This is a genomic window from Streptomyces sp. NPDC060198, assembly GCF_042728415.1.
Taxonomy (GTDB): domain Bacteria; phylum Actinomycetota; class Actinomycetes; order Streptomycetales; family Streptomycetaceae; genus Streptomyces.
This window is the reverse complement of record NZ_JBHWZJ010000175.1, coordinates 1-14,871: the sequence shown is the minus strand read 5'-3', so window position 1 is coordinate 14,871 and position 14,871 is coordinate 1. Positions and strand designations below refer to the sequence as shown.

10 protein-coding genes and 1 pseudogene are annotated in these 14,871 nt (G+C 70.7%); 5 read left to right on the top strand and 6 right to left on the bottom strand.

The window, feature by feature from the left end; translation table 11 throughout:
* Positions 1-45: 45 nt before the first annotated feature.
* Entirely contained in the window at positions 46-2,022 is a 1,977-nt protein-coding gene (locus ACFWEP_RS20975; protein WP_387371808.1) for a fibronectin type III domain-containing protein, read from the bottom strand.
* A 127-nt stretch (positions 2,023-2,149) separates the two neighbouring features.
* Positions 2,150-3,361 carry a HupE/UreJ family protein gene (locus tag ACFWEP_RS20970; RefSeq protein ID WP_387371807.1) on the bottom strand — a complete coding sequence of 404 codons (1,212 nt, stop codon included), beginning with the start codon at positions 3,359-3,361 and terminating at the stop codon, positions 2,150-2,152.
* 231 nt (positions 3,362-3,592) lie between these two features.
* Here ACFWEP_RS20970 and ACFWEP_RS20965 point away from each other — a divergent pair, with 231 nt between their 5' ends.
* Positions 3,593-4,267, top strand: coding sequence for a hypothetical protein (locus ACFWEP_RS20965; RefSeq protein WP_387371806.1), 675 nt, complete (start codon positions 3,593-3,595; stop codon positions 4,265-4,267).
* Between the two features lie 70 nt (positions 4,268-4,337).
* On the opposite strand, the gene ACFWEP_RS20960 is transcribed toward ACFWEP_RS20965, so the two are convergent.
* Complete coding sequence (locus tag ACFWEP_RS20960; RefSeq protein ID WP_387371805.1) at positions 4,338-6,584, bottom strand: germacradienol/geosmin synthase; 2,247 nt, start codon at positions 6,582-6,584, stop codon at positions 4,338-4,340.
* Between the two features lie 353 nt (positions 6,585-6,937).
* Between ACFWEP_RS20960 and ACFWEP_RS20955 the strand changes: the two genes are divergently transcribed.
* Entirely contained in the window at positions 6,938-8,260 is a 1,323-nt protein-coding gene (locus ACFWEP_RS20955) for an N-acetylmuramoyl-L-alanine amidase (RefSeq protein WP_387371804.1), read from the top strand.
* A 218-nt stretch (positions 8,261-8,478) separates the two neighbouring features.
* Here the strand turns inward: ACFWEP_RS20955 and ACFWEP_RS20950 are convergent, their stop codons facing one another.
* Positions 8,479-9,612 (bottom strand): aminoglycoside phosphotransferase family protein, encoded by a 1,134-nt coding sequence (locus ACFWEP_RS20950; protein ID WP_387371803.1) that lies wholly within the window; start codon positions 9,610-9,612, stop codon positions 8,479-8,481.
* A 233-nt stretch (positions 9,613-9,845) separates the two neighbouring features.
* On the opposite strand from ACFWEP_RS20950, the gene ACFWEP_RS20945 reads away from it, so the two are divergent.
* On the top strand, positions 9,846-11,336 hold the full coding sequence (locus ACFWEP_RS20945; protein ID WP_387371802.1) for a hypothetical protein: 1,491 nt from the start codon (positions 9,846-9,848) through the stop codon (positions 11,334-11,336).
* A 100-nt stretch (positions 11,337-11,436) separates the two neighbouring features.
* Here the strand turns inward: ACFWEP_RS20945 and ACFWEP_RS20940 are convergent, their stop codons facing one another.
* Complete coding sequence (locus ACFWEP_RS20940) at positions 11,437-12,852, bottom strand: PP2C family protein-serine/threonine phosphatase (RefSeq protein WP_387371800.1); 1,416 nt, start codon at positions 12,850-12,852, stop codon at positions 11,437-11,439.
* A gap of 382 nt (positions 12,853-13,234) precedes the next feature.
* On the opposite strand from ACFWEP_RS20940, the gene rpmG reads away from it, so the two are divergent.
* Both rpmG and ACFWEP_RS20930 read left to right on the top strand, forming a co-directional pair.
* Complete coding sequence (gene rpmG, locus ACFWEP_RS20935; RefSeq protein ID WP_328723417.1) at positions 13,235-13,399, top strand: 50S ribosomal protein L33; 165 nt, start codon at positions 13,235-13,237, stop codon at positions 13,397-13,399.
* Positions 13,400-13,520: 121 nt separating this feature from the next.
* Positions 13,521-13,778 carry a type B 50S ribosomal protein L31 gene (locus ACFWEP_RS20930; RefSeq protein WP_387371799.1) on the top strand — a complete coding sequence of 86 codons (258 nt, stop codon included), beginning with the start codon at positions 13,521-13,523 and terminating at the stop codon, positions 13,776-13,778.
* A 228-nt stretch (positions 13,779-14,006) separates the two neighbouring features.
* Here ACFWEP_RS20930 and ACFWEP_RS20925 read toward each other — a convergent pair.
* Positions 14,007-14,700, bottom strand: a pseudogene (locus ACFWEP_RS20925) (YoaK family protein); the annotation flags it as partial.
* Between the last annotated feature and the right edge of the window lie 171 nt (positions 14,701-14,871).

The window sequence follows — 14,871 nt, the reverse complement described above, 5'->3', positions numbered from 1 at the left end:
GGTTCCGGTGGACCGGAACCTGCCCCACCGGTGGAGCGGGGTCGGTCAGCTGCTCAGCGCGGTGATCGTGAGGGTCGCGCGGTAGCCGCCCTTCTGCACGCTGTCCGGGATCTTGAGATCCAGGTCGGCGCCCAGCTTGGAGGTTCCCCGTGCGTGGCCCTGCTCCGCGGAGCCGAGACCGCGGGAGACGGCCAGACCGTCACCCTGGTCGTCGTACCCGGACGCCACCGGCGAGCCGGCCACGGCGCCCGCGCCCTGGTCGAGCACGTACGGCGACCAGCCGAGGTAGGAGCCCGCGAACGTCTTGTCGGCGTCCTTGAACGTGCTCACGTTGGCCGAGACCGACCACGGGGAGAGGGTGCGGCGGGTGTCCGACACGAGGATGGGGTTGATCTTGCCGGAGGCGGTGAAGTGGTCACCGTTCTCCTCCTTGGCGGTGCCGAGGTCCACCAGGCCGTTGTAGCCGTCGACGGTCCAGCCGAACTCGCCCGGAGCCGCGTTGGGCACGTTGACCTGGAGCGACTGGCTGTCCCCGTTGTACGGGTGGACGCTCACCTTGTCGACGACGGAACCGACCGGCTGCGCGGCGTCGGTGTTGTTGCACCAGTCGCCGTGCGAGACCTCGGAGTTGGGAGCGGCGCAGGTGGAGCTGCGGACGTTCTCCACGACGAGCTTCTCGTCCCGCACCTGGACCTTGACGTAGCTGCGGACGTGCTCCTGGTTCTGCACCGAGTTGTACCAGTAGTTGCCCGGGTTCAGCGGGTCGGCGCCGTTGCCCGCGCCGCTGGTGCCGCTGCTGTCGGGCGCCGTGATGTCGTAGTACTTCGAGCCCGAGGCGGAGTTGGCGGTGACGTACATGACGCCGCCGGGACCCGGGTAGACATCGGCCGCGCCCGGCTGCTCCTTCGGATCGGCCTTCTGGCCGTTCTTGATGAGGTAGCTGCGGGAGTAGCTGTGGTCGTGGCCCTGGAGGACCAGGTCGACGCCGAGCTTGGAGAAGGTGGTCGGGAAGTCGACCCGACGGGCCTTGTTGTCCCCGTCCTTGGCGTGCGAGGCCGGCGAGTAGATCGAGTGGTGGTAGACGAGTACCTTCCACTTGGCCTCGGAGCCGTGCTGGTTGATGACGTCCGTGACGTACTTGGTGTGCGCCTCGTCGCCGCCGCCGCCCTGCGAGGTGGCGTAGCTGTTGCTGTTCAGGTCGATGAAGAGGACATCCTTGTAGATGTACCAGTAGTCACCGCCCGAGGTGTTGGAAGCCGGGTTGCCGTTGGCGTACTTCGAGGCCGAGTTGTCCGTGTTCGGCGTCGAGAAGTGCTGCTCGTACGCCTTGCCGCCGACGTCGTGGTTGCCGATGGTGGCGGCGTACGGGATCTGGCGCAGCTGGTCGGGGGCCAGGAAGGACTTCCACTGGTCCTCGTTGTTGGCGCTCTCGACCTGGTCGCCGCCGGAGACGAGGAGTTCGGCGTTCGGGTTGGCCTTGGTGGCCACGTCCAGCGTGTCCGACCAGCCTGCCTGGTCCTGCGCCAGATCGCCGGAGGAGCCGATCTGCGGGTCGCCGAGGAAGAGGAAGTCGTACTCGCCCTCGAAGTCCTGCGTCTTGAAGGCGTACGCGGCCGACCAGTTGCCCTCGCTGCCGACGCGGTAGGAGTAAGCGGTGTTCTCCTTCAGGCCGGTGATGGTGGCGTGGCGGTTGTAGCCGCCGCTGGTGGTGATGTTCGCGGCGCCCAGCGCGTCGAAGGTGACCGCGTCGGCGGGGAACTCGCCGCCGGCGAGCCGCGCCGTGGGGGCGAGCTGCACCTTCTGGGCGGTGTCGCCGGAGGAGTACCAGCTGACGGTGCGCTGGGTCTCGTTGGCGCCGACACCCAGGACGATGCCGGAGAGGGTGGTGGCCTCGGCCGCGGAGGCGGGGGAGGTCACTCCGCCCGCGAAGGCGACGGTCAGGCCGAGGAAGGCGGCGGTGGCACCGGTGGCCACGCGGGTCCGCACAGGCCCCCGGGCCTGGTGGGAAGCGTTCGATCTCATGAAGTGTCGTTTCTTCTGTGTGCATACGGTGCGTATGCAAGGGCGATCGCCAAGGTGTCGGGGCGAGATGAACGACATCTGAATGCGATCTTGGCGAGGGCTGAACATCACCGCCGACCTGCGGTTTTCACGAGCCGGCCACACGCTGTACGAACCAGATGAGCCCCATCGCCGCGACGCAGGCGGAGATCGTGCCGGTGGTCCACGCGGCGGCCCGCGGCGAGCGGCGCAACAGCAGCAGGAGCAGCGGGAACACCACCGCGATGATGCCGAGTTGGACCGCTTCGATGCCGACGTTGAACACCAGCAGGGACCACAGCAGGGTCCATGTCCAGGCGGCTTCGATACCGAGCGCGCCCGCGAACCCCAGGCCGTGCACCAGGCCGAAACAGAACACGACGCCGAGCCGGGTCCAGCCCGCGCGGTCCAGGGCGAACCGCCCCTCAGCGGGAGCCCGGAGCTCCGCGACCTGGGTCCCCCGCCCCCGTATCCGCCACAGGTGCCAGCCGGCGACCACGGCGATGGAGAGCGCGATGACGGGCTCCACCAGGCCGGACGGAACGTCGACCAGCCCCAGTGCGGCCAGCAGGAACGTCACCGAGTGGGCCAGCGTGAAGCTTGTGGCGGCGAGAACGACCTCGCGCGGACGCCGGGACCCGGCGATCAGCGCCAGCAGGAACAGGATGTGGTCGGTACCGGTCAGCAGGTGCTCCGCGCCCAGCCGGAAGAACTCCCAGAAGCGCTGCGTCCAGGCCTGGCTGATCGAGAAGGACGGGTGCCCGGAGTCGAGCGCGGCGCTCCCGGAGCGGCCACCGACGTCGTACGTGACGATCGTCTTGGTGCCCTTGACGTACCCCTCGGAGTCGGGGAAGAGAGTTCCGCGCACCTCGTGGTCGCCCGAACCGTGGGCGGCACAGGACCAGTCGAGATCCAGCAGGGCGTACGGCACGCCCTCCTCGGTACCCATGCGGAAGGCGCCGGCCGGGGTGGGCGCGCAGGCCTTCCCGCCGGCGCTGACCGAAAGGTGACGGGTGACGTACCCGAGGGCGGTCTCGCGGTGGGCGTCGAGCGCGGCGGCCTCCGCTGCCGTGTCCCCGGCGTCGAACGCGTCGGTGCCCGAGCGGAAGAGGGCATCGTCGCCACCGGTGTCGGCGGCCGACACCACCAGCAGGTCGTACTCCAATTTGAGTCGGGTGCGGAGCGGCCCGTCGCCGTCGCCGGTGACGTGCGCGTACACGGTCGACGAGAAGCCGTGGGCGGCCGCGGGCCGGGCGAGGCAGAGCAGGAACAGGACCGCCGCGGCGAGAGCGAGCAAGGGGCGGCGTACACGGTGAGGCATGGATCTCCTTGAGGTTGCCCGTGCACCGTGCAGGTCGTGGATGAACCGAAAGCGGCCGGTCAGCGAAGTATGAACAAACAAAGGTTCGATGACGGTCGGTTTCCTGGAGATCAGGGCGCCGACGGCGCAGGATGTGGAAGAAGCCGCCCCTTACCGGCCCGACCGCACTCGCCGGGTCGCACAGGCATGCCGTCGTGCCGCCGGGAGGCCCCCTACCGGAGGACGATCGTCTTGCACCGCCCGCTCCAGGCCGCCGCCGTGACCACCGCGGCCGCCCTCGCCCTGCTCGCCGGATGCGCCTCGGAAGCCGACTGGTCGCAGCCGCACCCGCGCCCCTCCGCGATCGGCGCCTTGGGCGCGGGATTCATCCGCCCGGACAAGTCGCCCGCGCCGGAGTCCACCGTCACACCCGATCCCGGTTCCTGGTCCGGAGTCCGCCCCTCGGACGGGGCCCGCGTCGTACTCCTCACCGCGGGCCACGACCGGCCCACGAAGACCCTGGTCACCGCCGTGCGCAAGTGGGCGAAGGACGAGAACGTCGATCTGCGCACCGTGACCGCCGCCGACACCGCCGATCTGCTCCCCGCCACCATCAGGGCGACGGACCTCCACCCCGACCTCGTCATCAGCGCGGGCAACAGCCTCATCGATCCGCTCGCGACGGTCACCCCGAGCCACCTCGACCAGGAGTTCCTGGTCGTCGGCGCCGAACTCGCCGAACCCACCCACAACGTCACGGCGGTCGACTGGACGGGCGCCTCCTTCCGGGGCGAGGGCCTCGGCATGTCCTCCGCGTACGACGCCGCCAGCTTCACCGCCGCCCGCTGCGCGGCGGCCGTCCGTGCGGGGACGGCGGCGGTGCTCTCCGGACACACCGGCATCGTGGTGTGGCTCGACACCTTCTGAGAGAACCTCCGCCGTCCGGGCGGGGCCGGCCCGCGAGGAACGCCGACCGCGCGGCCCCGCCCCGCCCCAGCTACCCCCGTCCGGCCGCCGCCCCCGCCATCAGCGAGGCGATCCGCGCCGCGGACGTGCCGAACCCTGACGGACCCGTCAGCCGGCCCCACGGCGACCGGGCCGCGTTCTCCCTGCGCAGGTCCTCCTCGCGGTACCTGCGGCAGCCCCGGTGCCAGATCAGGATGCCCGCCATCCAGTGCCGTAGCTCCCGCACATAACCGGCGAGCACCTCACGGGACTCCCCGTCCAGCGCGAAATCGTCGTACAGCAGGGGCAGTTCCACCTCGGCGACGTGCTCGAACTGCCTCAGGCGCCCGTTCATCAGGTCGTGGACGACCGCCACTCCGGTCGGGTAGTCGACGCCGAAGAAGTTCTGCACGACCAGGACCCCGTTGTGCACCTCACCCTCGTACTCGATCTCCTTCTGGTACGAGAACAGGTCGTTGAGAAGCGCCCCGTAGTCCGCCGCCGCGTTCTCCAGCGACCGCATCGGACCACTGCGGTAGATCTCCGGTGGCACCTTCTTCCCGTGTGCCAGCCGGCACAGGGCCATCGTGAGGTCCGACCCGAAGGTCATGCGCCGCATCTCGATGTAGTCCACCGGGTCGGGGATACGGTTCTGCGCCTGGTTCGCCAGCTCCCACAGCCAGCTCTCCGTCATCGACTCGATCGCGTACCGGAAAGCCTGCCGTCCTTCCTCGTCCATCGGGCCCGCGGTCCGCTGCCACAAGTCCCCGAGTGAACGTTCCAGCGCGTTGACCGGCTCCGGAACGCCCGTCACCGTCCCGTCCAACGGCATGAACAGCGACAGCCGTTCGTTGGCCAGCCGCGCCCCGGCCAGGTCGCGGGTGTGCCCGTGCACCACCGGGAACCAGTCGTCGCCGTACGTGCCCCAGGCCAGCCACGCCGAAGAGAGGTCCAGCTCCTCGGCCGAGGCGTCCGGATGGATGCCCGCCGCGCAGAGCGGGAGGTCGATCGCGACGATCCGGTCCTCGTCCCAGATGTGCGAGCCGGGCACCCCCGGCTGCTCCTCCAGGATGCCCATCCGGCGCGCCCAGTCGACGACCCGCACCCGCGCACCGTCCAGATGGGGACTGAGCGTGGTCCCGAACGGCAGCCGCAGGTCCGGGATCAGGGAAGGGCCCACCCGCTGGTGCGGCACATGACTGTGCCCCCGCAGCCGGGCCGTCTCCGAGCGGGGGGTGAAACGGATCGACGCAGCGGCCGCGCCGAACGTGTCCGACATCCCCAGACGGCCCGCCGTTGCCTTCGAGCCGCTGTCGTTCATGTAGCGGCTGGAGCGCAGATGCCATTCGTGGCCGCCGGACTGCCAGTCCTGGAGCCCCTTCACGTACGCGAGGACAGCGGCACTCTCCGCCGGATCCAGCCCCTTGCTCGCGCTGAGCGGGCCGAGTTCGGTCAGCACCGTGTTCTCGAACTGCTGGAGCCGGGAGGTGAGCAAGTCGTTGACCGCCTCGGCGGCCTCCTGCGTCGAGCAGCCGAGGAACTTCTCCAGCACCAGCACCCCGTTGCTGTTCTCGCCCTCGTCCTCCACCTCGCGCTGGTAGGAGAAGAGGTCGTTGCGCAGGTGGACGCCGTCGGAGAAGGCGTCGCGCAGGACCCGCAGGGCCCGGTCCCCTGCCACCGCCTCGGGGACCTCGGCGTTCGCCGCGTACTCCACCAGCCCGGCCGACCAGGGGGCGCCACCCACCTTGCGGCGCATCTCGATGTACTCGACGGGGTTGGCGATCCTCCCCTCGTTGATGTTCGCCAGTTCCCACAGGGACTCGTTGAGCAGGTTCTCGGTCGCCTCGGCGAACCTCGCCCGCCACGCGTCCGACATGCTCGGCACCGTACGCGCCCACAGATCCGCGAGCCCCGCCTCGACCGGATTGACCGGCTCCGGCGTCGCGGCACCCCGCTCCATCGGCATGAAGGCGGGCAACCGTTCGAGGTATCGTTTCGCGCCGTCGCGGTCCGGGGTGCGCTTGAACAGCTCCAGGAAGTGGTCGTCGAAGAAGAAGACCCACACGTACCAGTCGGTGACCAGCGACAGAGCCTCCGAGGAGCAGTCGGGGTGGGTGTACGCGCACAGCAGCGCGTAGTCGTGCGAGTCGAGGTCCTTCTCGTCCCAGATGCCGGACCCCTCCAGCATCCCCATTCCGCGCGCCCACTCCTTGGTGTGACGCCGCGCCTCCTCCAGATGCGGGCTGAGCCGTGCCGGATACGGGACGTAGAAGTCCGGCAACGAGAAGGGCTGTGCCATGTGCGTCGGGCCTTTCCAGGAGACTCCGCGCGCCTTTCGCGCGGACCCGTCTTGCGCGCCAGCACTACCCCTCGGCCATCCGGGCTACGCACACCGGTCATAAGTCGCATAATCACGACGGCCTCTCCCCGGTGGAGTAAAACTCCGGTAACGAAACCCGTCACCCGTCCCGTGCGTTCCTGCCCGTCGCAGGTCACAGTGGCTGTCAGTGGTCTGTACCACTGGCTCATCTGCCGTTGTGCACAACAGTCTTGACGTGCCGTGATCCCGGGTCGGAGAGTGTGCCGCCACGACGGAACGAGAGATCGACCCGCCCCACGGCACAAGGAAGTCCCGCTCCCAGAAGGGTTGTCATGACGTCGAAGAAGAGGTCCAGGCTCGCGCTCGCGCTGATCACGGCCGGCGCGCTGTGCACCGCCCTGCTCGCCCCGGCCGCCCACGCCGACGGCGTGCGCCCCGAGTGCCCGCGCAACCTCGCCTGCGACTGGGTCCCGGCGGCCTACCAACAGACCGGTGATCCGGAGGACAAGGCCGATTACGGCAACTACGACACCGCGGAGCGGCCGGAGAGCAACGCGATCAAGTTCATCGTGCTGCACGACACCGAGGTCGACTTCGACGGAACCATCCGGATCTTCCAGAACCCGCTCAACAAGACGTCCGCCCACTACGTCGTCCGCTCCTCGGACGGGCACGTCACCCAGATGGTCAAGACCAAGGACATCGCCTGGCAGGCGGGCAACTGGTACGTCAACACCCACTCCATCGGCATCGAACAGGAGGGCTTCGCCGCCGACGGGGCCGCCTGGTACACCGACGCGATGTACCGCTCCACCGCCAAGCTGGTCGCGCACCTCGCCGCCCGGTACGACATTCCGCTCGACCGGCAGCACATCCTCGGCCACGACGGCGTCCCGCCCACCAGCGCCGCCGGGACCACGGGCATGCACTGGGACCCGGGCCCCTACTGGGACTGGAACCGCTTCATGGCCCTCCTCGGCAAGGAGGCGCGGCCCTCGGGCTCGAAGAAGAGCGAACTCGTCACCGTCGCACCGGACTTCCGGGCGAACGAGCAGGAGTTCCGCGACTGCGAGAAGGGTGTGGACCTGCCGCTCCAGGGCAGCAGCGCCGTCCCCCTGCGCACCGCGCCCTCGGCCGGCGCCCCGCTCTTCTCCGACCCGGGCCTGCACCCGGACGGTTCGGCGGGAACCGACTGCGCCGCCGACTGGGGCAGCAAGATCAGCGCGAGTCAGCAGGCCGTCGTCGCCGAACGGGTGCCCGGCTGGACGGCGATCTGGTGGTACGGCCAGAAGGCCTGGCTCAGCACTCCCGCCGGTACACGTGTCACCGTACCCACGAAGGGCACCGTCGTCCGGCCGAAGGCAGGCCGGACCGATGTCCCCGTGTACGGCGTCGCCTACCCGGACGCGGCCGACTACCCGGCCGACTTCACGCCCCGGACCGGCTCCCCGCTCGTCTACACCATCAAGGCGGGGCAGGCGTTCCCCGGCGGCGGCGAGGCCCCGACCGGCTACTACTACGCGCCGACCATCGACGCGTCGACCCCGTACGACCACACGTACTTCGCCGGCGGACAGAAGTACCTGACCGTCCAGATCGGGCACCGGGTCGGGTTCGTGAAGGCGACCGACGTGGACGTGGTCCGCGTCGGCTGACCAGGCCTCCCGTCCGGGGGCGGAACCCTGCATGCCCGGACACGACCGCGCGCCCGCGGGACGATGTGTCGGCACCTCCCGCGAGCGCGCTCCCCCTTGAGGGTCTGTCGGCGTGCCCTCCGGCCGGCGGCCGCGCCTTGGCGCGCACGCCTCCGGCGTCGAAGGACACCCGACAGGCCCGGAGGGGCGGGGCCGGCGCTCCCGGGCCCCGCCCTCGGTCAGCGTGTGCCGACCGCCGCCCGTACGGCCCGACGGGCCATGGCGCAGTCGTCGTGCAGCCGGCGCAGCAGCAGCCGCTGCTCCTCACCCGAGGACAGGGTGCCCGGACGGTCGTGCGTCGCCCCCGCCGGGCCCGGCTCCCGCATGGTCCGCTGGACGGCCGTCTCGTAGGTACGGATCTCTCGTGTCAGCACGAGCATCAGATTGACCAGGAACGCGTCCCTCGCGTCCGCGCCCCGTGACTGGGCCAGCTGGCTGATCTCGCGGCGCGCCACCACCGCGTCCCTGCCCAGCACCGTCCAGAGCGTCGCCAGGTCGTACCCGGGGAGGTACCAGCCGGCATGCTCCCAGTCCAGGAGGACCGGCCCGGTGGGCGACAGCAGGATGTTGGAGAGAAGCGCGTCACCGTGGCAGAACTGCCCCATGCCCTGCCGGCCGCCCGCGAGACCGTGCAGCAGCTTCTGCAGGTCGCCCAGGTCGCGGTCGGTGAAGAGCCCCAGCTCGTGGTAGCGGGAGATCCGCGAGGCGTAGTCCAGCGGAGCGTCGAAGAGACCGACCGGCGGACGCCATTCGTTGACCCTGCGGATGGCGCCGAGTACCTGGCGCACATCCGTGCGGGGCGGCGGCTCCACGGGGTGGCGCGTGAGTGCCGCCACCCGTCCGGGCATCCGCTCGATCACCAGCGTGCAGTTCTCCGGGTCCGCCGCGATCAGCCGGGGCACCCTCACCGGAGGGCGGTGCCGGACGAAGGAGCGGTACGTAGCTATCTCGTGCCGGAAGCGTTCGGTCCAGGCCGGCGAGTGATCGAGTAAACACTTCGCCACCGCCGTCGTGCGACCGGTCATGCCCACGATCAGCACGGAGCGACCGCTGCGCCGGAGCACCTGGACCGGGTTGAACTCGGGGCAGATGCGCTGCACGGACGCGATGGCCATGCGTACCTGCGCGCCCTGTGGACCCGACAAGTCGATTCTCCCGCTGAGCGCTTGGGTGCCCGGGCCCGCCGTCCGCCGGGTCCGGCCCAGTCCCTGTACCGGAGTGCCGGAGAGGGGGGCGAGGTACGGCCCGCCTCCGGATCCCCTCGGACGGAGCGGCCGGGGCGGGGCGGACACGGAGGACGATGCTGTGTACATGGGCGAAACAGATCCCTTCGTGCGCCGACAAGTTGCGTGCACCACCCCGGCCGGCGGCCGTCCGGCACCCTGGGGAGTACCGAGGGCTGCCGGGCGGGGTGGCGCACTCCTACCTGACACCGCGTCGCCCGTGGCAGTGCAGATGGCGTGCCCTGGCGAAGGGGTAGCGAATATGCGCGGCGCATCTGACTCGGGGTTAGTGTGCAACTCAGCCGAGAACCTGGGGGCTTGACGTGACCGGAGAACCCAACACCCGTCTTTCCGATCTGTTCGGCATGGCCGGATGGTCCAAGGGAGAGCTCGCGAGGATGGTGAACCGGAAGGCAGCGGCCATGGGCCACTCCCAACTGGCGACCGACACCTCGCGCGTCAGGCGCTGGATCGACATGGGGGAGTCCCCGCGCGATCCTGTGCCGGAGGTGCTGGCAGCTCTGTTCACCGAGCGGCTCGGCCGTGTCGTGACCATCGAGGACCTCGGGTTCGGCCGACGCGGGCGCACGGGAAAACGGCGGGTCTCCGGGAAGGACGAGAATCCCGACGGCCTTTCGTGGGCGCCCGAACGGACGGCGGCGGTCCTCACCGAATTCACGGGAATGGACCTCATGCTCAACCGACGCGGCTTGGTGAGCGCGGGCGCCGCGCTCGCCGCCGGCCCTGCCCTCACCGGCGCCATGAACGACTGGCTGCACGCCGATCCCGCTCTCGCGGCCGACGTGCCCCGAACCGACGGCTCCCTCCCCGCGGACCCGGCGGGATTCGACCGCTACGACACCGCACCCATCGGATCCGCCGAGGTCACCGCGCTGGAGAACTCGGTCGACATCTTCCGCAAGTGGGACGCCCAACGCGGCGGCGGACTCCAGCGCAAGGCGGTAGTGGGTCAACTCAACGAAGTGGGAGGCCTGTTGGCGTACCGTCACCCCGCAGATCTCCAGCAGCGTCTGTGGGGAGTCGCCGCCAACCTCGCCGTGCTCGCCGGCTGGATGTCCCACGACGTCGGACTCGAACCCACCGCCCAGAAGTACTTCGTCATCGCCGCTCACGCGGCGCGCGAGGGCGGCGACCGGCCGCGCGCGGGCGAAGCCCTGTCACGTGCCGCACGCCAGATGGTCCACCTGGGGCGTCCGCAGGACGCACTCGATCTGATGAAGCTCGCCCACTCCGGGGCGGGTGACGAGGCCCTCCCGCGCACCCGGGCCATGCTGCACACCATCGAGGCGTGGGCGTACGCCTCGATGGGCCGCGGACAGGCGATGCGCCGCGCCCTGGGCGAGGCGGAGGAACTGTTCGTCTCGGACCGGAACGTCGAGAAGGCGCCCGGCTGGATGCAGATGTTCGACGAGGCAGATCTCTACGGCATGCAGGCGCTCGCGTTCCGGACGCTGGCCGACCACGACCCTTCGGCGGCCGCCCTCGCGCAGCAGCACGCCAAGAAGGCCCTCGGTATGCGGAACGACGGCCGCCAGCGCTCCAAGCTCTTCGACTTCATTTCGCTCGCGTCGGCGTGCTTCATCGCCGGCGACACGGAGCAGGCGGACGCCTATGCCCGGCGGGCTCTGGTGTCGATGGGAGAGACCTCGTCGCACCGCACCTGGGACAGGCTGCGCCAGATGTACGACCTCACCGACCGGTACGCCGACGACCCGGCGATCCGCGACCTCCGCGAGGAACTCGAACTCGTGATGCCCCGACAGGTCAAGAGGACGAGGAGTTCCGAGGCCTGAGTCCGTCGGCCCGGGCGGACCGTCCGCGGTCCATGTGCGGGCGTGCCGGAGCCTCTGCGGCGGGCCGGTGTCCTGTCGGGCGGGAGTGAGGTGTCAGGTGTCAGTTCCGGCCGTCGACGCGGGCGACCAGCACACATCCCCGGGCCGGGCGCTCGTCCCCGCCGAACTCGTCGACGACGGTCCGTACGCACTCGGCTGCCGTGCGGGACCGGGAGAGCCGTGGTGCCAGTCCCAGCAGCCTCTCCGGGGCGGTGCCGCGGCCGGCGGCCGGGGCCAATCCGTCGGTGCGCAGCAGGAGTACGTCGCCGGGAACCAGCCGCGCCGTCTCCTGCCCGTAGGCGATTCCCGGCGCGGCGCCCAGGAGTACCCCTTCCGGAGGGGGCAGCGGGGCCCCGGCACCGTCGCGGAACAGCAGGGGAGCGGGGTGGCCCGCCTGTGCCCAGGTGAGGAGGCCGGTGGAGGGATCGAAGAGCCCGCACAGGGCGCTGCCCAGGGCGGGCCGGACGGATGGCTGGAGCAGCTGGTTCAGATGGGTCAGCAGGGCCCGGGGCTCGATGCCCGCCACGGCCATGCCCCGCAGCGCGCCCAGCACCATGGCCATGGAGGAAGCCGCGGGGATGCCGTGGTCGGTGACGCTGCCGACGGTGAGCAGGGTCCGGCCGTCCGGCAGCGTCATGGCGTCGTACCAGTCGCCGCCGGTCGGACCGCAGGCCTGTGACGGCAGAAGCCGGGCCGCGACGTCCATGGCGCCGGACCCGCCGCGCGCGGGTCCCAGCGAGTCGTGCGGTGCCGGCAGAACGGCCTGGTGCAGTTCGACCGCGATGCGGTGTTCGGTCCTCGCGATGTCGTCCTGGCGTTGCAGGGAGTCGCGGGTACGGACCTCCAGCTGTCGGCTGTCGTTCAGTGCGCTGACGTCACGCAGGACCGCCCACAGGGAGACCGTGCGGCCCTCGGGGTCCAGCACCGGCTCGCCCATGGCGTGGAGGGTCCGCATCCTGCCGTCCGGACGGCGGATGCGGAACTCGCCGTCCATCGGCTTTCCGTCGATCAGGCAGTTGGTCACCATGGCGGTGAGCAGGGGCTGGTCTTCCGGGACGAGCATGGTGGGCAGCTCGTCCAGGGAGAGCGGACCCGCGGCCATGTCCCGCCCGAAGATCTCGTACAGCTCGGCGGACCATTCGACCCCGTCGTTGAGCAGGTTCCACTCGGCACTGCCGGCCCTGCCCGACAGCGGGCTCTGCTCCTGGCGGGCCGGAGCGGTGTCCGCGGAGGGCGCGGGCGGACCCTCCCTGAGCTGCCCGAGGCGGGCGCCGAGGTCGTCGAGATGGTGGGCGGCGAGGTCGCAGAGCGCGCGCTGCCAGCGCATTTGAGGATCGTCCTCGTCGATGACCACCGCTGCCCGGCACACCGAGTCCAGGTCTCCGCGCAGTCGGCGTGCGCGGTTGATCATCGCGTCGACGGCGTTCCGCTCGGACGGTCGTGCCGCCGGGCGGTCCGCGAAGAGGGGGGACGGCATCTCGAACTCCGATACAGACGCTGCTGCCGGCTCTCGGGGAGGAACGGGAGAGGAACCGAGGATGACTGTGACACAGGGGAGTGGGGCTCGTAAGGGGTTTGCCGACACTCGTTGCGTTCTTGCTTTTGGCATATGCCAGCGGCTGACGCGACAGGACAAATTTCGAACGTCCTTTCGTGGATGAGGTGTTGGGGGGAGAGGGGAGGGGCGCCGAGAGACCCCGGGGCGGGAGAGTGTCTGCGGAGGGCGGTGCTCCGGTTCCTCCGGGAAGGGGGTTCCGGGGGGCGGGAATGTCCCACGGGTTGCTCGTGTTACCGCATCAGAATGAAAACGACAACCATCCCGCCCAGAGGGGATGGGGTCGCCCAGAGGAGGAGGATCCATGGCGCGCAGTGAGCTCAGGCCGGTCGTCACCCTCCGGTCCACGGCAGGGACCGGGCACCGTTACGTCACGCGCAAGAACCGCCGCAACGACCCGGACCGGCTGGAACTGCGGAAGTTCGACCCGGTGGCCGGCCACCACGTGGTCTTCCGGGAGGCCCGCTGACCCGGCGCGGCCCGGTGACACCTCCGGTGCGCCCGCCCCGGGCGACCTGACGGACGCCGGGGTCCGCCCCGCCGGACACGTACGACTCGAACCCGCCACCCGCCCAGGGAAGGAACACTTCATGAAGCAGCACATCCACCCCGCCACCCGTTCCGTCGTCTTCCGTGACCGGGCCGCCGGTGTCGCGTTCCTGACCCGCTCGACCGCCGACGCGACCGAGCGCGTGGAATGGGAGGACGGCCGGAGCTATCCGGTGGTCGACGTGGAGACCTCGTCCGCGAGCCACCCGTTCTACACCGGCAGCCGGCAGGTGCTGGACCAGGCCGGCCGGATCGACCGGTTCCACCGCCGCTACGGGGACGTCGCGGCCGGACACTGACGAGGCCACGGGTTCGTCCGCCGGGCCGCTGTCCGGCGGACGGGTGCCCCGGATCACACCCGGGGCCCGGAGGTCCGGGAACACCCGAGTGTGGTTTATCGTTCACCTATACGTGGTGCGAGGGGGACAGTGTCCCCGGGCCTCACCTTTCGCCCACGGGGAAGATCGTTCGGCTGAAGCCCCGTGGAGCAACCCGCCGAGAGGCGACCGCCCCTCGTACCCATGAACGGCCCCGGCCGGATTCCCCCGATCCGGCCGGGGCTTCTTGCTGCCCGGGGCGGGCCGCGGGTGCGGCCTCCGCTCTTCCCGGAGACGCTCAGCCGCGCGGGCGCCCCCGCGGCCCGGCCGTCTCCAGCACCAGTGCCCCCAGGGCTGCCAGGGCCGCCACGGACGCCGCACCCGGCGGCCACCACCGCGTCGCCACGGCGGCCAGCACGGCGCCCGTCACCACCGCGGCCAGCCGGCCGAACACCCGGATGTCGTCGCGGGCCGGCCGGCCGAGCGCGAGTCGTCCCGCCAATGAGGTCAGTGTGCCGGTGAAGTAGTTGGTCGGGGTATCCCGGGCCATCCCCTGGATTCCCATGGCCAGCGCCACGACCGCGAGCAGCCCGGTCCGGTCCGCCCCCGAGGTGACGGACCCCAGCCCCCACGCGGTCGCGGCCGCACCCAGCAGGACCACCTCGGCCAGCAGCAGGGCCGCCACCGGCCACCCCCACCGCCGTCCCATCAGCGCGCCGCACCCGGCTCCGGCCACGTACGACACCAGTGCGGCGCACACGCTCGGTGTGGAGCCCTCGTCGCCCGCTCCCGTCACCGACGCGCCCAGCAACACGAGATTTCCGGTCATCACTCCGGCGAAGACACGCCCGGCGCAGAGGAAGACGAACGCGTCGGCCGCCCCGGAGGCCGCCGAGAGCAGCAGCAGCAGGGCCCAGGCGACCCGACCGGCCGGGGCTTCTTCGGCCGGCCGGCCGGGCGCGGAAGAGGAGGAAGAGGACACCCGGGCATTCTCGGGCGCGCCGATGCCGGGACGCCGCGTATGCCGCGCCCGGGCGTGCCGGGACACGGTCTCACGCGCCCCCGGTGACGTGCC

Bases quoted from the DNA above. Each gene is read 5' to 3' on its own strand.
- ACFWEP_RS20975 (WP_387371808.1), bottom strand. From the start codon at position 2,022: ATGAGATCGAACGCTTCCCACCAGGCCCGGGGGCCTGTGCGGACCCGC.
- ACFWEP_RS20970 (WP_387371807.1), bottom strand. From the start codon at position 3,361: ATGCCTCACCGTGTACGCCGCCCCTTGCTCGCTCTCGCCGCGGCGGTC.
- ACFWEP_RS20960 (WP_387371805.1), bottom strand. From the start codon at position 6,584: ATGGCACAGCCCTTCTCGTTGCCGGACTTCTACGTCCCGTATCCGGCA.
- ACFWEP_RS20955 (WP_387371804.1), top strand. From the start codon at position 6,938: ATGACGTCGAAGAAGAGGTCCAGGCTCGCGCTCGCGCTGATCACGGCC.
- ACFWEP_RS20950 (WP_387371803.1), bottom strand. From the start codon at position 9,612: ATGTACACAGCATCGTCCTCCGTGTCCGCCCCGCCCCGGCCGCTCCGT.
- ACFWEP_RS20940 (WP_387371800.1), bottom strand. From the start codon at position 12,852: ATGCCGTCCCCCCTCTTCGCGGACCGCCCGGCGGCACGACCGTCCGAG.
- rpmG (WP_328723417.1), top strand. From the start codon at position 13,235: ATGGCGCGCAGTGAGCTCAGGCCGGTCGTCACCCTCCGGTCCACGGCA.
- ACFWEP_RS20930 (WP_387371799.1), top strand. From the start codon at position 13,521: ATGAAGCAGCACATCCACCCCGCCACCCGTTCCGTCGTCTTCCGTGAC.